Source organism: Pelobium manganitolerans, from assembly GCF_003609575.1.
GTDB classification, from domain to species: Bacteria; Bacteroidota; Bacteroidia; order Sphingobacteriales; family Sphingobacteriaceae; genus Pseudopedobacter; species Pseudopedobacter manganitolerans.
The window spans coordinates 31,691-50,896 of record NZ_MBTA01000027.1; the positions used below are offsets into that span (position 1 = coordinate 31,691).

Annotated in this window: 21 protein-coding genes; 11 read left to right on the top strand and 10 right to left on the bottom strand. The window is 41.1% G+C overall.

Translation table 11 applies throughout. The annotated features are described in order from the left end of the window. Positions 1–47: 47 nt before the first annotated feature. The 6 genes from BCY91_RS13485 to BCY91_RS13510 are packed head-to-tail and all read left to right on the top strand — an operon-like array spanning position 48 to position 4,854. A complete protein-coding gene (locus BCY91_RS13485) occupies positions 48–743 on the top strand; it encodes a YggS family pyridoxal phosphate-dependent enzyme (RefSeq protein WP_120182576.1) in 696 nt (231 codons plus the stop codon). After that, a complete protein-coding gene (locus tag BCY91_RS13490; protein ID WP_120182577.1) occupies positions 743–1,213 on the top strand; it encodes a GNAT family N-acetyltransferase in 471 nt (156 codons plus the stop codon). Before BCY91_RS13485 ends, BCY91_RS13490 begins: the two co-directional genes overlap by 1 nt. Positions 1,214–1,264: 51 nt before the next feature. Next, entirely contained in the window at positions 1,265–2,104 is an 840-nt protein-coding gene (locus BCY91_RS13495) for a DUF3298 and DUF4163 domain-containing protein (RefSeq protein WP_120182578.1), read from the top strand. Further along, positions 2,105–3,355: an aspartate kinase gene (locus tag BCY91_RS13500; protein ID WP_120182579.1), complete on the top strand. Its 1,251-nt coding sequence runs from the start codon at positions 2,105–2,107 to the stop codon at positions 3,353–3,355. After that, positions 3,352–4,542 carry a THUMP-like domain-containing protein gene (locus tag BCY91_RS13505; RefSeq protein WP_120182580.1) on the top strand — a complete coding sequence of 397 codons (1,191 nt, stop codon included), beginning with the start codon at positions 3,352–3,354 and terminating at the stop codon, positions 4,540–4,542. The genes BCY91_RS13500 and BCY91_RS13505 overlap by 4 nt, the downstream gene beginning before the upstream one ends. 9 nt (positions 4,543–4,551) lie before the next feature. Next, complete coding sequence (locus BCY91_RS13510) at positions 4,552–4,854, top strand: DUF3817 domain-containing protein (RefSeq protein WP_120182581.1); 303 nt, start codon at positions 4,552–4,554, stop codon at positions 4,852–4,854. Positions 4,855–4,916: 62 nt separating this feature from the next. Here BCY91_RS13510 and BCY91_RS13515 read toward each other — a convergent pair whose 3' ends face one another. The 7 genes from BCY91_RS13515 to BCY91_RS13545 form a co-directional block, all read right to left on the bottom strand. Beyond that, entirely contained in the window at positions 4,917–5,111 is a 195-nt protein-coding gene (locus BCY91_RS13515; RefSeq protein ID WP_120182582.1) for a cold-shock protein, read from the bottom strand. A gap of 72 nt (positions 5,112–5,183) precedes the next feature. Further along, positions 5,184–5,816 carry a peroxiredoxin gene (locus BCY91_RS13520; protein ID WP_120182583.1) on the bottom strand — a complete coding sequence of 211 codons (633 nt, stop codon included), beginning with the start codon at positions 5,814–5,816 and terminating at the stop codon, positions 5,184–5,186. 113 nt (positions 5,817–5,929) lie between these two features. Next, a complete protein-coding gene (locus BCY91_RS13525; RefSeq protein ID WP_120182584.1) occupies positions 5,930–6,229 on the bottom strand; it encodes a helix-turn-helix domain-containing protein in 300 nt (99 codons plus the stop codon). 59 nt (positions 6,230–6,288) lie between these two features. Beyond that, entirely contained in the window at positions 6,289–6,600 is a 312-nt protein-coding gene (locus BCY91_RS13530; protein ID WP_120182585.1) for a type II toxin-antitoxin system HigB family toxin, read from the bottom strand. A 102-nt stretch (positions 6,601–6,702) separates the two neighbouring features. Beyond that, positions 6,703–7,197, bottom strand: coding sequence for an FKBP-type peptidyl-prolyl cis-trans isomerase (locus BCY91_RS13535; protein ID WP_120182586.1), 495 nt, complete (start codon positions 7,195–7,197; stop codon positions 6,703–6,705). A 32-nt stretch (positions 7,198–7,229) separates the two neighbouring features. After that, on the bottom strand, positions 7,230–9,233 hold the full coding sequence (locus BCY91_RS13540; RefSeq protein ID WP_120182587.1) for a thioredoxin domain-containing protein: 2,004 nt from the start codon (positions 9,231–9,233) through the stop codon (positions 7,230–7,232). A 58-nt stretch (positions 9,234–9,291) separates the two neighbouring features. After that, on the bottom strand, positions 9,292–9,546 hold the full coding sequence (locus BCY91_RS13545; RefSeq protein WP_120182588.1) for a hypothetical protein: 255 nt from the start codon (positions 9,544–9,546) through the stop codon (positions 9,292–9,294). A gap of 114 nt (positions 9,547–9,660) precedes the next feature. Here BCY91_RS13545 and BCY91_RS13550 point away from each other — a divergent pair, with 114 nt between their 5' ends. The 3 genes from BCY91_RS13550 to BCY91_RS13560 all read left to right on the top strand — a co-directional run bounded on the left by BCY91_RS13550 (position 9,661) and on the right by BCY91_RS13560 (position 11,497). Beyond that, positions 9,661–10,035: a hypothetical protein gene (locus BCY91_RS13550; protein ID WP_120182589.1), complete on the top strand. Its 375-nt coding sequence runs from the start codon at positions 9,661–9,663 to the stop codon at positions 10,033–10,035. A 111-nt stretch (positions 10,036–10,146) separates the two neighbouring features. Continuing rightward, positions 10,147–10,662 carry a DUF3347 domain-containing protein gene (locus BCY91_RS13555; RefSeq protein ID WP_120182590.1) on the top strand — a complete coding sequence of 172 codons (516 nt, stop codon included), beginning with the start codon at positions 10,147–10,149 and terminating at the stop codon, positions 10,660–10,662. Between the two features lie 139 nt (positions 10,663–10,801). Further along, positions 10,802–11,497, top strand: a complete 696-nt coding sequence (locus BCY91_RS13560) for a class I SAM-dependent methyltransferase (protein ID WP_120182591.1) — start codon at positions 10,802–10,804, stop codon at positions 11,495–11,497. A gap of 196 nt (positions 11,498–11,693) precedes the next feature. Here the strand turns inward: BCY91_RS13560 and BCY91_RS13565 are convergent, their stop codons facing one another. Beyond that, entirely contained in the window at positions 11,694–12,161 is a 468-nt protein-coding gene (locus BCY91_RS13565) for a DsrE family protein (protein ID WP_120182592.1), read from the bottom strand. A gap of 176 nt (positions 12,162–12,337) precedes the next feature. Then, positions 12,338–14,875 carry an ATP-dependent Clp protease ATP-binding subunit gene (locus BCY91_RS13570; protein ID WP_120182800.1) on the bottom strand — a complete coding sequence of 846 codons (2,538 nt, stop codon included), beginning with the start codon at positions 14,873–14,875 and terminating at the stop codon, positions 12,338–12,340. Positions 14,876–15,067: 192 nt separating this feature from the next. Here BCY91_RS13570 and ettA point away from each other — a divergent pair, with 192 nt between their 5' ends. Beyond that, positions 15,068–16,747 carry an energy-dependent translational throttle protein EttA gene (ettA, locus tag BCY91_RS13575; RefSeq protein ID WP_120182593.1) on the top strand — a complete coding sequence of 560 codons (1,680 nt, stop codon included), beginning with the start codon at positions 15,068–15,070 and terminating at the stop codon, positions 16,745–16,747. A gap of 207 nt (positions 16,748–16,954) precedes the next feature. Here the strand turns inward: ettA and fbaA are convergent, their stop codons facing one another. After that, positions 16,955–18,034, bottom strand: coding sequence for a class II fructose-bisphosphate aldolase (fbaA, locus tag BCY91_RS13580; protein WP_120182594.1), 1,080 nt, complete (start codon positions 18,032–18,034; stop codon positions 16,955–16,957). Between the two features lie 147 nt (positions 18,035–18,181). Between fbaA and accD the strand changes: the two genes are divergently transcribed. Continuing rightward, on the top strand, positions 18,182–19,027 hold the full coding sequence (gene accD, locus BCY91_RS13585) for an acetyl-CoA carboxylase, carboxyltransferase subunit beta (protein WP_120182595.1): 846 nt from the start codon (positions 18,182–18,184) through the stop codon (positions 19,025–19,027). The last annotated feature ends 179 nt before the right edge of the window (positions 19,028–19,206 follow it).

Below are 19,206 nucleotides of genomic sequence, written 5' to 3' on the forward strand. Positions count from 1 at the left end.
CGTAAGCATTTGTATTTTTGGCAAAATCCCTATAAAAATAATCATAAATGAGCATTGCCGATAACATAAAAGCATATACCAAAGAGTTAAACAGCATAGGTGTAAAATTGGTAGCGGTTTCAAAAACCAAGTCCAACGAAGATATTATGGAGGCTTACCAGGCCGGACAGCGCATTTTTGGCGAAAACCAAGTACAAGAAATGCTCGAAAAACAAGAGGCTTTACCTAAGGATATTGAGTGGCATTTGGTGGGCCACCTACAAAGTAATAAAGTAAAATACATTGCGCCCTTTGTAAGTCTTATCCATGGTGTAGATAGCTTAAAACTGTTGGTAGAGATTGATAAGCAAGCCAAGAAGCATAACCGGGTGATTGACTGTTTATTGCAGATTTACATTGCTGATGAGCACACTAAATTTGGTTTGGGTTTTGACGAGGCCATTGAGCTTTTAGAATCTGAAGAATACCAAAAGCTGAGTAACATCCGCATTGTGGGCCTAATGGGCATTGCCACCAATACCGAAAATCCTAAGCAGATTAAAGAAGAGTTTTACGAACTGCACACTTTATTTAAGGGCATAAAAGCCAGCTATTTCCGCAACCAAGACAGCTTTAAAGAAATTTCTATGGGCATGTCTGCCGATTATAAAATAGCGATAGAACAGGGTTCTACCATGGTGCGCATAGGCAGTGATATTTTTGGTCAGCGGGTAATTAAACACTACAAAAACACCGAAAATTAATGCACGAAGAAATCAGATTTGCCCGCGAAGAAGATTGCGAACGCATGTTAGAGCTGGTGCGCGAGCTAGCAAACTACGAAAAAGCACCGCAGGAAGTGACCGTAACACTGCAACATTTTAAAGAAACAGGTTTTGGCGAAAATCCTATTTGGAAAGCTTTTGTTGCAACGCTAAACGATGAAATTGTAGGCTTTGCGCTTTATTACGTCCGTTACTCCACCTGGAAGGGCGCGCGTCTGTATTTAGAAGATTTTATAGTGACCGAAAATATGCGAGGCAAAGGCTTAGGAAAAAAACTTTTCGAGCGCGTGTTAAAACAGGCTAAAGCCGATAATTACCAAGGTGTGGTTTGGCAGGTTTTAGATTGGAACCAGCCCGGCATTAATTTTTACAATAAATACAATGCAAGTTTTGATGGCGGTTGGCTTAATGCTTCTTTAAGTGCCGAACAGCTGGCAAAATATGTTTAACAGCCTTTTTGGCATAAATTTCGGCGCTATGAGCCAAGCAAATAGTTGAATATGAAAAACATCATCATCCCTGCCCTAGCCTTAGCTTTTTTGGCTTGCAACAATAATAAAACCGGCCAACAAAACACGGACAGCTCATCCCAAATAAATGAAAATACGCTAACTGCCTTTTCTAGCACCGATACTTTACCTTATCAAATTAAGGATTTTTATCGGGAGACTGCAAGAAGTAAAAATCCCGCAGACAGCTCTAAATATGCTTACGTAAAGGCATCGTACCCAAAATTTGGTGCAGATCAAGATTTTTTAAACCGCAAAATTACAAGCCTTCTTAGCGCCGAACCTTGGACAGGAAAAAACCAGCACAGCTTAATGAAAGCGTCAGAATCATTCTTTAAAGATTTTGAAACATTTAAAAAAGAAGTACCCGAAAGTCCGGCAGGTTATGCTTGGGAACAAAGCATAACCGTAAAATTTCAGGATACAAACCTGATTGTTTTTGCGTCAGAATCTTACGTTTATACCGGTGGCGCCCATGGTATGCCCAGTTTGTTGTATAGCAATTTCGATTTAAAAAATGAAAAGGATATTAAGCTAGAAGACATCCTAATAAAAGATTATAAAAAGCCACTTACCAGAGTTGCCGAAAGCATTTTCCGTAAAAACGAAGGCCTTAGCCAAACCGACTCTTTAGAGAATTACTTTTTTGAAAACAAGGTGTTTTACCTTAACGATAATTTCGCTGTTACACAAAAAGGGTTATTGTTTACTTACAACGTTTACGAAATTAAATCTTATGCCGAGGGGATGACGGACTTATTTATTCCATATCAGAAAATCAAGGGTCTGGTTAAACCCAACAGCATTATTTCAAAATATATTACACCATAAATGCAGGTATTTAAATTTGGTGGCGCATCTGTAAAAGACGCTACGGGCATCAAAAATTTGGCGCAAATTGTTAGCGCTACCCACACCGGAAAACTGTTAGTTGTAGTCTCGGCGATGGGCAAAACCACCAACGCCCTCGAAAAATTGGCTCAAGCTTATTTTAACCAGCAGGATGACGCCCACCAAATATTTGAAGAAATAAAAGCTTACCATTTTAAAGTGTTGCACCAGCTTTTTGCCGAAGGCCACCCGGTTTTTGACGAAATAAACAACACATTTGTAGAGATAGACTGGATTATTGAAGACGAACCGGCAGATCCGTTCGATTTTATTTACGATCAAATTGTATCTGTTGGCGAGCTGGTATCCAGTAAAATTATTGCGCATTATTTGGCAGAGCGCGGCGTAAAAAGCAGATGGTTAGATGCGCGCGCTTATGTTCAAACAGATAATAGCTACCGCGAGGCGCATGTAAATTGGGAAAAAACAGCGCAACTGATACAAAAAGATATTCCACAAATTCTTGAACAGCATATTGCCGTAGTGCCTGGTTTTATCGGCAACACTTCAGAAAATTTCACCACTACGCTGGGGCGCGAAGGTTCCGATTATAGCGCGGCCATTTTTGCAGCCTGCTTAAATGCCGAGAGTGTTACGGTATGGAAAGATGTCCCGGGCGTATTAAACGCCGACCCAAAGCGCTTTGAAAATTGTATAAAATTTGAAGAACTTTCCTATGCGGAAGCCATCGAGATGACTTATTACGGCGCAACCGTCATCCATCCCAAAACCATTAAGCCTTTGCAAAACAAAAGTATCCCTTTATTTGTGAAACCGTTTTTAAACCCGGCAGAAGCTGGAACGGTCATCAAAGCCAGCGCCAAAAGCGTAGATACGCCCATCATCATCGTAAAAGAAAAACAAACCTTAATTACGCTTCACAGCAAACAGGCCGCTTTTATTAGCGAAAGCCAGATTGCTGGCATTTTTAAGGCTTTCGCCGATGCGCGTATCAAAGTAAACACCTTACAAGTTTCTGCATTAACATTTTCGGCCAGTTTTGATAGTGACGAACCCAAGTTCGAGAGCTTTAAGCAGCAAGTTCCCGATTTTGATTTGCGCTATAACGATGAGCTAAAACTCATCACGATAAGACATGGCAACGCAGAAACATTTAAGGAATTTGTTAAAGGCGAGGTTTATTTAGAAGAACGTAACCGCATTACCTCGCATTTTGTGGTAAAAGCATGAATAAAAGCATCCAAAAGCTAGCGCAAAAGGAAGTGCAGGATTATGTTGCGAAAAATCTAAAAACGGATCTGCAGCGCTTGGTTTTAAAGGGCTCTCCTTTTCCGGATATCGCAATACAGGCTTTGGCTACCCAAATTTCGGGTAAAAAAGATGCGGAAAAAAAACTACCGACTTGGTTTGCTGCAAAGGGCGTTGTTTATCCGCCTAAACTAAATATGGAGCAGTGCTCGTCCGAACTGACGGCGCATTACAAAGCATCTTTACTAAGCGGCAAAACACTTGTAGATTTAACAGGTGGTTTTGGTGTGGATGATTATTATTTTTCGAAACGATTTGAAAGGGTGACGCATTGCGAGCTAAATGCCGAGCTTTCCACGGTTGCTTCTCATAACTTTAAGGTTTTAGGTGCAACTAATATCCAAACTTATGAAGGGGATGGTGCTGTTTTTTTGCAGCGTATGCAGCGTGCAGACGCCTTGTATGTGGACCCCAGCAGAAGAGCCGGAAGCGGTCGCGTTTTTATGCTGAAAGATTGTGAGCCAAACGTAATCGAAAACCAAGAGCTTTACTTGCACAAAGCGAAGCAGGTGATGATTAAGGCTGCGCCGATGTTAGACATTAATTTGGCATTAAGCGATTTGCAAAACGTTGCTGAGGTGCATGTGGTGAGCGTAAAAAACGAGTGCAAGGAAAGTTTGTTTATTTTGCGGGCAGAACCTAGAAAAGAAGCAATAAAGATGGTTTGCGCAATGTTGGGAAATACATCGCCCGGTTTGTTCTCTTTTTTTCCGGATGAAGAAAAAAACGCCGAAAGCGCATTCAGCGAAGTTCAGAATTACCTTTACGAGCCAGATGCCGCCATTTTGAAAGCCGGTGCTTTTAAACTGCTTGGCGAAAGGTTACAAATTAATAAGCTTCAGCAACACAGCCACCTCTACACTTCATCAGACTTGGTTGATTTCCCGGGCAAACGTTTTAAAGTACTGCAAACTATTTTGTTTAATGACTTTAAAAAGGCACAAGTTCCCAAACAAATTAACGTTGTTTGTAGGAATTTTGACTTGAAGCCAGAGGATTTGAAAAAGCGTTTTGGATTAAAAGACGGAGGTGCAGATTTTTTATTCTTCAGTACCGATTATAAAAATCGGAAAGTGGTGATACATGCGCAGAAGATCAATTTTACATAATACAGAAACATGAAAAACTTAAGTTCTCAGATTGCCCAGTTCAGATTAATTTGCTTTTTAGAAGGTGTAACCTTATTGGTGTTGGTATTTATTGCGGTGCCAATGAAATACGTTTTCCACAACCCCATTGTTTCCGAAATTTTTGGCCCTATACACGGTGCGCTTTTCATCGCCTATGTGGGTTACACCGTACTTTTTGCGGCCAAATACAAATGGAGCTTTAAAAAGATATTTTGGGTTAGTATAGCCAGCTTTTTCCCTTTCGCTACTTTTTATGTAGAAAAGCGTGTGTTGTCAAAAATCCCTGCTTAATATAAAAAAAGCTGGCTTGATTGTGAAATCAAGCCAGCTTTTTAAGCCAAAAAACGGTATAATTAAATTTTCTTAACGTTTACTGCTTGTGGCCCTTTTTTACCCTCCGCAATCTCAAACTCCACTTCGTCTTTGTCTTTAATGGCATTCGCACCACCCTCAACATCTTTGAAGTGGACAAATATGTCTTTGCCTTCGTAGATGATAAATCCGAACCCTTTTTGAGCGTTAAACCACTTAACTTTTCCGTTTTTCATAAAATATTGATATTTAGAGTTATAAACTAAACCCAAATATAAAATAATTTTGATATTAACTAATATTAAAAGTTATTTGTTTGGCTGTGGCGTAGTTCTCAAGTAAGGTTTAATTTCTTTGTAACCTTTAGGGAACTTGCTAGGGATGTCCTCTGTTTTTATGGCCGGAGAAACCACTACATCTTCGCCGTCTTTCCAATCTGCCGGAGTAGCTACACTGTGGTAAGCCGTCAATTGTAATGAATCAATTACGCGCAACACCTCTTGGAAGTTTCTTCCGGTTGATGCAGGGTACGTAATGATTAATTTTACCGTTTTATCTGGTGCAATCACAAACAAAGATCTAACAGTTACCGAGCTTGACGCGTTTGGATGCATCATACCGTAGGCTTCTGCAATTTCTTTGTTCTCGTCGGCAATAATCGGAAAATTAACCTCGCAGTCTTGCGTTTCGTTAATGTCTTTAATCCAACCTTGGTGAGATTCAACAGAATCTACACTTAAAGCGATAACCTTAACGTTTCTTTTGTCAAATTCTGATTTTAGCTGTGCTGTTCTCCCTAACTCAGTAGTACAAACCGGGGTATAATCTGCCGGATGCGAAAATAATACACCCCAGCTGTCGCCTAAATATTCATAAAAATCGAGTTCGCCTGCCGATGTTTTCACCTGAAAATTCGGCGCAATGTCTCCTAGTCTTAACATAGTTTTATTTTTTTAAAAATTAACTCTACCAATTTAGTAGAGATTTTTCTGCTTTGCAAAATTTTGTGGATAAATCGTGTTTTTTGACAAAAGTGGGATACCAGATTGTAAATTCAATTTGCACGCAAAAACAACTCAGCAGGTAAATTAAAAAAATCGCGAAGCTTTTGTGCCATCTTAAGGGTGATATCTCTTCTGCCAGAAAGAATGGAGGAAACATGGCTTTTGCTACCAATGATACCCTCTAAATCTTTGTTTTTTATGCCTTGCTCTTGCATCTTGTCTTTTATCACCTCTAAAACTTCTATTTGGGGCATTAAAATATGCTTATCTTCATAGTCTTTTAAAAGTAACAAGAGAACTCCTAACTCATCATCCTCTGGCGTTCCTTCTTCTGCATGAAAAATCTCCATAGCTCGAGCCAGCGCTTTTTTATAAACAGCCTCAGTTGTAATTACTTTCCAATTGATAACTATAATTTAAGATTGTAGCTTACATTTTCTACATCAATTTGATCATACTGTTTATGCGTACCAAACCAAATTGTGTAACAAGCATTTCTTCTGAAATTTACAGAAACCACTAATCGATAATCATTTTCTTTAATGTTAAATACTATACGTTTATTATTCACTATACTGGCGTTTCCGTATACCTTCTTTAAGTCATTGGAACTAGAAAACTTATATTTCACCATCTCATTATACCAAACTAGAAGTGCTCGTTTGGCCAAAGGATGCTTTTCGCAATAATAAATAATAGTTTTACGGTTAATGACATTCACTTTTCAAAAACGAAGATTAGTTTTCATTTTGAAAACTTAAAAATAATCGTCTTAACAAAAAAAGCATCCTTACGGATGCTTTTTTTAAATCTAATTAGATTATTAATGGTGGTGCCCGCCTTCGCCATGTACGTGGCCATGGTCCAACTCTTCTTTGGTTGCTTCGCGCACATCTTGGATGGTACCGTTAAAATGCAACTCATGACCCGCCATCGGGTGGTTTAAATCCACTAAAACTGCATCTTCTGCGATAGAAACTACACGGCCTTGGAACTGGCCGCCGTTATTATCCTGCAAAGGCAAAATAGCACCAATTTCTGGCAAAGGCTGGTCGCCAAACATACTTTTTGGAAGCGGTGCAACCGCCTTTTCGTCGTACTCGCCGTATCCTTCTTCTGGCGAAAGCGTAAAAGCATAATTGTCGCCAACAGATAAGCCTTTCAAGTGCTCTTCAAACTTTGGCAACATCATGCCTACACCGTAAAGAAATACTAAAGGATTATCAGAATTTGCACTTTCTACATGTTTTTTCTCACCATTTTCGGGAATGTGTAAATCGTAGGTTAACGATACCACTTTGTTATTATCAATTTTCATCTATTGGTTTTTGCGAAACCTGGGGTTTCCTGTTAAAAAATCTGTTTTAATGCTTCACTAACTTCGCTCACCGGCAGCTGGCAGGTTTTATCTTTACAAACAAAAATTCTGGTTTCGCCAATAAACTTATCGTGCAGCAAAGGTAAATTTCCTTGCTTGCCCCCCAAAATTATCTTATTGGGAATGTATTTTTTTTCTAATTCGCGGCGTTTTTCTTCAAAATCATCACCGGTAACGGCGATCTCAAAAACGCCTTTCACTTCTTGCAACAACAACGATGCCCAATTTGAGTAGCCGGAGGCATAGGTTTTAATGCTGGGCACAATACTTTTTAACATGTCTGCTGCCTGTTGCAGATATTCGTCATTCTGCAAAAGCAAGCCTAGCTTTTTTAAGTTGTTAGCCATAATAGAGTTCGATGCAGGGATAACATTGTCTAACAGTTCATATTTACGGGCAATTAAGGCTTCGTCCTCATCAGAGGTATAAAAGAACATAGGCGAGTTGGCATCTTTAAAATGCACCCACACAAAATTTGTTAGTGCTTTAGCTTTTTGCAGATGTTGCTCATCAAAGGTGCATTCGTAAACATCAATTAAGGCCTGTATCAAACATGCATAATCATCTAAAAAAGCATTAATGCTGGTGTTTCCATCTTTAAAATTACGATACAAGCCCCCATTTTCTTTATTTAGGTTTTGGTCGATAAACTGGAGGTTTCGCATGGCCAAGTTTAAAAATGCTTCATCGGCAAAAGCCTGATAAGCATGGCATAGGCCCGAGATGGTTAAAGCATTCCAAGAGCAGAGGATTTTATCATCCAAACCGGGGCGTACGCGCTGGTTTTGCACTGCTAACAATTTCTGTTTGGCAAGGGTTATCCGCTCTTCCACCGCTTCTTCTGTTACTCCAAAATGCGTTGCAATGGCACTTGCGGGTTTGCGGCGCCACAGGTGGTTGGTATGTTCTTCTGCCCAGTTGCCTTTTTCGCTTATTTCGTAATAGCTGTTAAAAAGTGGGGCGTCGCCACCCAAAATTTCGTCAATCTCGGCTTTTGTCCAGGTGTAAAATTTTCCTTCTACCCCCTCGCTATCGGCATCCAAAGCAGAAAAAAAACCGCCTTCTGCTGAGGTCATTTCATTTTTTAGCCAGTTTACGGTATCGTAAACTACTTTTTTATAACTCTGGTTGCCTGTCCATTTGTAGGCATTCGCGTAAAGCGACAATAGCTGCCCATTATCGTAAAGCATTTTTTCAAAATGCGGGATATGCCATTTCGCATCAACCGAATAACGTGCAAAACCGCCACGCAGATGGTCGTACAAACCGCCGGACGCCATTTTATCTAGCGTAAGCTTTACAAAATTTGCCAAATTGTTATCCTGCGTAAGCTGCGCCACTTGCATCAAAAACTCCCAATTGTTGGGCATCGGAAATTTAGGTGCGCGGTTGGGACCACCCTCCGTAAAATCAAAGGTGCGCTTCCAAGGCTCCAAAAACTCTTGGATGGTAGCCATCGTATATTCTTGCTGGTGATTGCCAAATTCCAGCTTTTCTGATTGTTGGATGCCTTCGGTCAAACGCACGGCATATTCTTCGGCATCATCTGGCTTCGTTTCATAAAAATGAGCCAAATTTCCTAAAATGTTCATCCAATCTTGCTTCGGGAAATAAGTACCACCATAAATAGGCCTCTGATCGGGCAAGCAAAAGCAGTTTAGGGGCCAACCTCCCCTGCCGGTCATCAATTGTACGGCGGTCATGTATATCTGGTCAATATCAGGACGCTCTTCGCGGTCCACCTTAATGCACACAAAGAAACGGTTCATCAAGGCGGCCACTTCATCATCTTCAAAACTTTCGTGTTCCATCACGTGGCACCAATGGCAGGCCGAGTAGCCTATGCTTACCAAAATCAGCTTATTTTCTGCTTTCGCTTTTTGTAAAGCCTCGGCACCCCAAGGATACCAGTTAACCGGGTTGTTTGCGTGCTGTAATAAATAGGGTGATGAGGCGTTTGCCAATTGATTTGCCATGATTTATAATTTTAAATAGCCTTCCGCAAAAGTCTTGCAAATTGCTGGTAGATGAATACTAAAGTTGAATAGAGGTAGAAAAGCTCCGCGCCAGTTGTTTCAAAAGGACTTTATCCGGCTTAGCGCTTTGTGAAAATTTGACAAGATCCGCCTCACTAAGTTTTAAAATACCGTTGCTCAACTTAATGACGATGGCTTCTTGCTCATCATAAAAATGCTCTACATAAGCACCCATGTTGCCATTGCCTTCCCTTAAAGCATTCACCAGTTTTATTAGCTGTTGTTGATCTTTGTTATTTAGCGCTGTTGCCATTGCTACAAAGTAAATAAATGCCGCTGTTTGCGCAAACCCAGTAAGGTTTAATTTGAAAATGTAACATTTTTATGAAAAAGCTTAAAAAGCCAAAAAATCTTTAATTTTGAGTAAATGAAATCGATGAGCTTTATTTTATCATTGGTGTTTTTGTTGGGTTCTGCCAGCTTTACATTAGCAGGCAACGCCCCCGCCCCTGCTACAAAAGAAGCAAAAGCTGCTTATAGCAGTGCAAAATCTGCGAACGAAAAGAAAGAGAACTCAAGCATTAAAACGCTGGACATCAAAAAGCCAAGCGATGATCAAAAACCGGCGAAAGCAAAAGAAAAAGAGCAGGCTAAAAAACCCAAAAACATCTTAAATTTCGACGATAAAGAGGATGAAGCCACTGAAGAAGGCGGTTTATCTTTATTCCCTTTATTAAAGCAAGGCCTGCAATCTTTACTCAAAAACTACATTAGCAGTTATTGCAACTTCTTTTTCCAATAAAATCCGTCTATTTTTGTAATTGCACGCCACCTAAACGGGCTGTTGCTATACATTAACTTTATTGATTGATGCAGTGTTATCAAATCGGCACCACATAAAACTTATTAAAAAATGAAAAACTTATTAATTGCCCTAAGCCTTAGCGGATTTGTTTACAGTGCGTACGCCTGCACTAATGCAAACACGCAACAAAATATTACTGAAACTACAATAGTACAGGCAGAAAACAACCCAGAGTTTGCCGATGCTAAAATTAACGCGGTTTATCAAAGCTACATTGCCTTGAAAAATGCCTTGGTAGCAAATGATAATGCTTTAGGTACAAGCGCTTCTAAGGCTTTAGTTGTTGCGGCAAAAGAAGCCGGTTTGAACCTTAAAAACTTAAACGCGGTAGCAAACGCTAAAAATGTAGACGCCAAACGTGCAAAATTCAACGAGCTTTCTTTAGAATTGGTGGATGTTTTTAAAGCGAACAAACTAGCAAAAGGCGTAGTTTACAAACAATACTGCCCAATGGCGAATAGCAACAAAGGCGGTTTTTGGCTGGCCAGCGAAAAGAAAGTCCGCAACCCTTACTATGGCGACAAAATGATGAGCTGCGGATCGGTAAAGGAGGAGATTAAATAGTAGTGAGTGGTGAGTATTGGGTAGTGAGTAGTGAGTAGTGAGTATTGGGTATAATTGTTCAATGGACCATTGACTGTTGACTATTTACCATTGACTATTTACAAACTGCTGAAACTATCGAAAAAAAGCTAATCTTCTGATGTTCCAAAAAGATCTTTACGGGAATATTTTAAAAGACCTTTACAGGGGTGGGTCCGATTTGCAGGTGTGGTTGCATAATCATTACGGCGAGGCCGAAGACTACCCTATGCACATGTTTTTTAGGGATGAGCAGGCCATGCCCGAAGCGGAAACCATTGCTTTAGATTTATGCAAAGGCAAAGTGTTGGATGTGGGGGCCGGGAGCGGGAACCATGCTCTGGTTTTACAAAACCGTGGTTTCGAGGTGACGGCTGTTGATGTGTCTGCCGGTGCCTGCGAAGTGATGGAAAGCCGAGGCGTAAAAGATGTGCGCTGTTTAGATGTGATGGATTTTACAGGCGAACGCTTTGATACGCTTTTGCTGATGATGAACGGCATCGGCTTTTGTGGCTATATAGACGATTTAAAGTTGTTTTTAGCTAAAGCTGATGATTTACTAAATGTTGACGGACAAATTTTGTTCGATTCTTCTGATGTAGCATACCTGTACGAAGATTTGGACCGCACAGCTGAGCCTTATTACGGAGAAACCGATTACCAGTACGAATATAGAGGCCAAAAAGGCGAATGGTTCTCTTGGTTATATATAGATGAATGGACTATGAGGCGCGTTGCCAAAGAATGTGGCTGGGATTTGCAAGTGGTTTACCAAAATTTGGACGATAATTACCTCGGCAGGCTGACGCGAATTTAACCACTTTCTCTCTACGATTGAGTGGGTTAAGGTTTTTAGCCACAAAGGCTCGAAGTTCACAAAGTTGTTTCGGAGTTTACCTTGAGGAAGTGCAGTGAACATTTGCGATTTTTAGAAACTTCTAAAGTTTAGGCAGTATAGATTTACGAAGTTTTGAAAACTTCGTAAATCTCCAGATCAATGGGCTGTCACAAACCTAAGGTTTAATAATAGCCCAACCTTCGGCATTACGGATAATCAACTCACCGTTGCCACTGGGTACCAAAGCTATAAATGGATAAAGTTGGCTTCTGCCTAGCCCCTGCTCTATCAAAGAATTGTTGCACTGCGCAATAATTACTCCTTTTTGCAATAAGTCGCGCAGTTGTGCTTCGTAAATGCTTCCTTTTAGCATCACCTTAGTGCCGGCAGAAAAAGCAATTAACTCCACTTTTAATTTTCCTTTTAGGCGCGAATCTTCCATGGCGTTTTTGATATTCCGGAAAGCTTTTAAAACCGTTTCCCGGTCGTCGGTATCTAGCTGGTAAATTGCCGAATAATGATCTCTGCCCGCCACTGCACCATCAAATTGTTGGTTGGTGCTTTCTAAAGCCGAAAGTGAGGCTTTTTTACTTCCGCAAGCTGTTAGTGCAAATAATATGATTAATGGGACTAGCTTTCTCATATAAATATGAAGATTTTGTGTGAATGATTATACCAAAAACGAAGCCAAGGAAGGCCTCAAAAATATAAAAATTATAAGGGTGTTAACGAAAGCGTTCGCGGTTTACGCACCCACAAAACAAAAAAAAGCTGCTCCAGTTTTAACTGAAGCAGCTTTTTTATACAGCATCAAATCCCTTATTCCCCTTCTTTCTCTTCTTCTTTTTTCTTTTTCTTCTTAGGGCTTTTTGCTGCAATGGTAATTTTGTCGTTCTCTTTATCGAAACCGATTTCCATGGTGTCGCCTTCGGCCAATTCGCCTTTTAAAATCTCTTCGGCAATCGGATCTTCCAAGAATTTTTGGATGGCGCGTTTCAACGGTCGCGCGCCAAAGTTAGCATCAAAACCTTTTTCGGCGATATGCTCTTTAGCTTCATCCGTCAGCTTAATATCGTAACCTAAAGTATGTACGCGTCCAAACAGCGCTTTCAGCTCGATATCGATAATTCTGAAAATCTCTTCTTTTTGCAAAGAGTTGAAAACAATCACATCATCCACACGGTTCAAAAACTCGGGCGCAAAGGCTTTTTTCAAAGCGCCTTCAATTACCGCCCGGCTGTGGCTATCGGCCTGCGAAGTTTTGGCTGCCGTAGCAAAACCTACACCTTGGCCAAAATCTTTCAACTGGCGTGCGCCAATGTTCGACGTCATAATTACAATGGTGTTCCTAAAGTCAACCTTGCGGCCTAAAGAATCCGTCAACTGGCCTTCATCCAGCACCTGCAATAAAATGTTAAATACGTCTGGATGCGCTTTTTCAATCTCATCCAATAAAATCACTGCGTAAGGTTTTCTGCGTACTTTTTCGGTCAACTGTCCACCTTCCTCGTAACCCACATATCCCGGAGGCGCACCCACCAAGCGCGATACAGCGAATTTCTCCATGTACTCGCTCATGTCTATCTGGATCAAAGCATCGTCAGAATCAAACATAAAACGGGCAAGCTCTTTGGCTAATTCGGTTTTACCTACGCCGGTTGGGCCTAAAAATATAAACGAACCGATTGGCTTTTTAGGATCTTTTAAACCTGCTCTGGTACGTTGAATGGCTTTAGTAAGCTTTTTAATGGCATCATCCTGACCAATGATTTTCTCATTAATCTTGTCAAACATGTTCAGCAGTTTAGCGCTGTCTGTTTGGCCCACGCGTTGCAAAGGCACGCCGGTCATCATAGAAACCACCTCGGCCACGTTATCTTCTGTAACGGTGTAGCGTTTGGTTTTGGTTTCTGCTTCCCAAGCCTGTTTGGCGCTTTCCAGCTCGGCTAACAGGTTTTTCTCGGTATCTCTTAATTTGGCGGCTTCTTCGTACTTCTGGCTACGGACAACCGTATTTTTTTCAACTTTAACCTGTTCTATTTTCTGCTCAATATCTATAATATTTTGCGGAACATGGATATTGGTTAAATGAACGCGGGAACCTGCTTCATCTAAAGCGTCGATGGCTTTATCCGGCAAAAAGCGATCGGTAATGTAGCGCGAAGTTAAACTCACGCAGGCATCAATAGCTTCTTCGGTATAGGTAACGCCATGGTGTTCTTCGTACTTGTCTTTAATACGGTTTAAAATTTCTGTGGTTTCTGCCGGTGTAGCCGGTTCTACCATCACTTTTTGGAAACGCCTATCCAAAGCACCATCTTTTTCGATAAACTGGCGGTACTCATCCAAAGTGGTTGCGCCAATGCACTGGATTTCGCCACGCGCCAAAGCTGGCTTAAACATATTAGAAGCATCCAATGAACCAGATGCGCCACCTGCACCCACAATGGTGTGAATTTCATCGATAAACAAAATCACATCAGGCGATTTTTCCAGCTCGTTCATCACGGCTTTCATCCGCTCTTCAAACTGCCCGCGGTATTTAGTTCCGGCAACTAAAGAAGCCAAATCTAAGGTTACCACACGTTTATTAAACAGCACCCTCGAAACTTTGCGTTGCACAATACGCAGCGCCAAGCCTTCCGCAATGGCAGATTTACCTACGCCTGGCTCGCCAATCAAAATTGGATTGTTCTTTTTTCTTCTGGATAAAATTTGTGATACGCGCTCAATCTCTTTTTCACGGCCCACAATCGGATCCAGTTTGCCATCTTCCGCCATTTTGGTTAAATCGCGGCCGAAATTATCCAAAACAGGGGTTTTAGATTTAATGTCTGATACTTTTTTAGGCGCAGTAAAGGCGTCTTCATCGCGGTACTCGTCGCCCTCTGCTGCCGCATTGCTTGGAGTATCTCTAAAACCTTCTTTGTTGTTTTCTACCTCGGCCTTAAAATTTTCGTAATTGAGGTTAAACTGGGCCAATATCTGCGACGCAATATTATCCTCCTCACGCAATACAGAAAGCAATAAATGCTCTGTACCGATAATGTCGCTTTTAAAAATTTTAGCTTCTAAATAGGTGATTTTCAAAACTTTTTCTGCCTGTTTGGTCAAAGGGATATTGCCCAAATTAACGGTTGTGCCCGAGTTTCCTTTTACAGCATCTTCAATTGCACGGCGCAGTTTTGCGGTATCAACACCTAAAGACTTTAATATCTTTATTGCCATCCCGTCTCCTTCCCTAATTAAGCCTAACAGCAAGTGTTCCGTCCCGATATAGTCATGACCTAACCTCAAAGCCTCTTCACGGCTGTATGAAATTACGTCTTTGACTCTTGGTGAAAATTTAGCTTCCATAATAAAACCTTTCTCTTTATGTGTTGAACGTCCCAATGTATAAAATTGTTTTATAAAGCGGACGGTTGCTTTATTTTGTATTTATCAACAATAACACCATTTACGTGGAAAACTCTCTGCGGGCTTTCTATTTGATATTAATTACCCAAATTTGACCAAAAAAACGATATTCGCAATTATTAAAAAGAAAAAATGGCAGACGAGAAAATTATATTTTCGATGGCTGGCGTAAGCAAGATTTACCCGCCTCAGAAACAGGTTTTAAAGAATATTTACCTATCCTTTTTTTACGGAGCTAAAATTGGCGTAATCGGTTTAAACGGCTCCGGAAAATCATCTTTATTAAAAATTATTGCCGGTTTAGATAAATCGTACCAAGGTGAGGTGGTGTTTTCGCCGGGCTACAGTGTGGGCTATTTGGCTCAGGAGCCCGAGCTGGATCCGTCAAAAACAGTGAAAGAAGTGGTAGAAGAAGGCGCAAAAGAGATTACCGACATTATTAAAGAATACGAAGAAATTAACGAAAAATTCGGTTTGCCCGAGGTTTATGAAGATGCTGACGCGATGGAGAAGCTGATGAACCGCCAGGGCGAGCTGCAGGATAAAATTGATGCGGTTGACGGCTGGAGCTTAGATACCAAGCTAGAGCGCGCGATGGATGCTTTGCGCTGCCCAGAGCCGGAAACTAAAATAGCCACTTTGTCAGGCGGGGAGCGCCGGCGTGTGGCACTTTGTCGTTTATTAATTCAACAGCCAGATGTTTTATTGCTGGATGAGCCTACCAACCACTTAGATGCAGAATCTATTGATTGGCTAGAGCAACATTTACAACAATATCCGGGTACGGTGATTGCCGTAACGCACGACCGTTATTTCTTAGATAACGTTGCCGGTTGGATTTTGGAGCTGGACCGTGGCGAGGGTTTACCTTGGAAAGGGAACTACTCGAGCTGGCTGGACCAAAAATCGAAACGATTAGCGCAGGAAGAAAAAACAGAGAGCAAACGCCAGAAAACTTTGGAGCGCGAGTTGGAATGGAGCCGCATGGCACCAAAAGCACGCCACGCTAAATCAAAAGCGCGTTTATCTAATTATGAAAAATTAGCTTCTGAAGAAACCAAAGAACGTGAAGAAAGGTTGGAGCTATTTATTCCGCCGGGGCCGCGCTTAGGAAATGTGGTGATTGAAGCCACCAACGTAAGTAAAGCTTTTGGCGATAAAGTTTTGTTTGACAACCTGAACTTCGCCCTTCCGCCTGCCGGTATTGTTGGGATTATTGGCCCTAACGGTGCAGGTAAAACCACACTTTTCCGTTTGATTACTGGGCAAGACCAACCTGATAGCGGTACGTTTAAAGTTGGTGAGACCGTAAAACTAGGTTATGTGGACCAAAGCCATGATGATTTAGACCCGGAAAAATCTGTTTGGGAAAACATTACCGGCGGTTTAGAAAACATCCCATTGGGCAACCGCGTGACCAACTCGCGCGCCTATGTTTCGCGTTTCAATTTTAACGGTGCCGATCAGCAGAAAAAAGTAGGCGTACTTTCGGGCGGTGAGCGTAACCGTGTGCATTTGGCCATTACTTTAAAAGAAGGCAGCAATGTGCTTTTGCTGGATGAGCCTACCAACGATATCGACGTAAATACCTTACGCGCTTTGGAAGAAGCTTTGGAAGATTTTGGCGGTTGCGCGGTAATTATATCTCACGACAGGTGGTTCTTAGACCGTATTTGTACGCATATTTTAGCGTTTGAAGGCGACTCGCAAGTTTACTTTTTTGAAGGAAATTACTCGGAATACGAAGAAAATCGTAAAAAACGCTTAGGCGATGTTGCTCCGAAAAGGATTAAGTATAGGAAACTAGCTTAGGGTAAGGAGTAAGGAGAAGTGTGAGATGTGAGGCTTTAGACGTCATAATAAAAAAAACGTTATAGTTCGGCTAAAGCCAATAAAAGGAATCTTCTAAAAATCATCGGGCTAAAGCCCGACACCATTGAACACTAGCATAAGATGATGGCATAAAAAAGGGTCGCTTGCGCAACCCTTTTTGAATTTTTAATTCTCACTTTTTAATTTTTAAAGCTTCCCATTCACGTCCACGCAGTTTAAATCAGCAAATGCTTCTTTTAAACGGCTTACAAACTGCTCTTCGCCTTTACGCAACCACACACGCGGATCGTAATATTTTTTATTTGGAGAATCTTCACCATCCGGGCTACCAATTTGCGATTGCAAATAACCCTCTTTTGATTTGTAGTAATTTAAAACGCCTTCCCAAAACGCCCATTGCATATCGGTATCAATATTCATTTTGATAGCGCCGTAAGAGATAGCTTCTCTAATTTCTTCTTGCGAAGAACCAGAACCTCCGTGGAACACAAAGTTGATTGGTTTCTCGGCATCTAGCTTAAACTTATCTTTAACATACACTTGCGAGTTATGCAAAATAACCGGTTGCAGCTTTACGTTGCCCGGTTTATAAACGCCGTGTACGTTTCCAAACGCTGCCGCGATGGTAAATTTATCGCTAATTTTGCTTAGCTCTTCATAAGCATAAGACACTTCTTCTGGCTGGGTGTAAAGTTTGGATGAATCTACGTCAGTATTATCAACGCCATCTTCTTCGCCACCGGTAACGCCAAGCTCAATCTCTAAGGTCATACCCATTTTGCTCATACGCGCTAGGTATTTTTTACAGATTTCGATGTTTTCTTCAATCGGTTCTTCAGATAAATCAATCATATGCGAAGAGAAAAGCGGTTTGCCATGTTGTGCAAAATACTTTTCGCTGGCGTCCAACATCCCATCTAACCAAGGCAATAATTTTTTTGCGCAATGGTCTGTGTGTAAAACTACGGCAACGCCATAATGTTCTGCCAATAAATGTACGTGCTGTGCGGCAGAGATAGCGCCCAAAACACAGGCCTGCAGCTTATCATTAGGTAATGATTTTCCGGCAAAAAACTGCGCACCGCCATTAGATAACTGCACCATCACCGGCGAGTTAACCGCCTTAGCCGTTTCTAACACCGCATTTAGCGAGTTGGTGCCAATAATGTTAACCGCAGGCAAAGCAAACTGGTGTTTTTTTGCCACCTCAAAAAGTTCTTGAACCTGATCTCCGGTAATAACTCCTTTAAAATCTTTTAAACTCATGTTTGTAATTGTTTCTTAGCGTCGAAGTTATAAAAAATATCAATGCTTTATAAATTTGTGAACAATAAGCCTGCATTGTTAAGGACATTGCAAATTTTAAACAATTCATCATTTTTTTGTTTCTTTGTAACCACACTATTATAAAATATGGCTTGGTTTAAAAGAAACACAAAAGGCATTTCCACCTCCACAGAAGAGAAAAAAGAAGCCCCGGACGGTGTGTGGAACAAATGCCCGAACTGCAAGAAACCCCTTCACTACTCGGAACAAGTTGAAAACAAATACGTTTGCCAATACTGTAACTACCATTTAAGAGTTGGCTCTAAAGAATATTTTGAGGTTTTGTTTGACAATAACAGCTTTGTAGAGCTTTTTGGAAACTTAACTTCTGGCGACCCTTTACACTTCACAGATTCTAAAAGCTACCCGGAACGTTTGGCAGAATCATACAAAAAAACCGGTTTAAAAGACGCTTTGCGTGCCGCGCACGGGCAAATTGAAGGGCAGGATTTGGTGATAGCCTGTATGGATTTTAGCTTTATTGGCGGCTCTATGGGTTCTGTAGTTGGCGAAAAAATTGCGCGCAGCATTGATTATTGCATTAAGCACCGCATTCCGTTTTTAATGATTTCGAAATCTGGCGGTGCGCGGATGATGGAGGCTGCTTTTTCTTTGATGCAAATGGCAAAAACATCGGCAAAACTGGCTTTATTGGGTCAGGCTAAAATCCCTTATATTTCTTTATTAACCGACCCTACCACGGGCGGCGTTACTGCCTCTTATGCCATGTTGGGCGATATAAATATTGCCGAGCCGGGTGCTTTGATAGGTTTTGCAGGTCCGCGGGTAATTAAAGAAACCATTAAAAAGGACTTACCTAAGGGTTTCCAAACCTCAGAGTTTGTGTTAGAGCACGGATTTTTGGATTTCATTGTAGACAGGCGCGAGATGAAAGCGAAACTGGCCTCTTTCATCAGAATGATGCACCACTAAAAAGACATTTAGCTTCTTGTAAAAAAACAGCAAGAAGCTTTTTTGTTTTAAAGCGCATTTATCGCTTTTTATCGCGATAGTAGAAGCGCATAAATCATCCCCTAAAAATTAACATCACAAACGGCGTATTGCGATAAAATTTGGCATTACTAAATTTATTATCCTTTATTTGCGTTAAA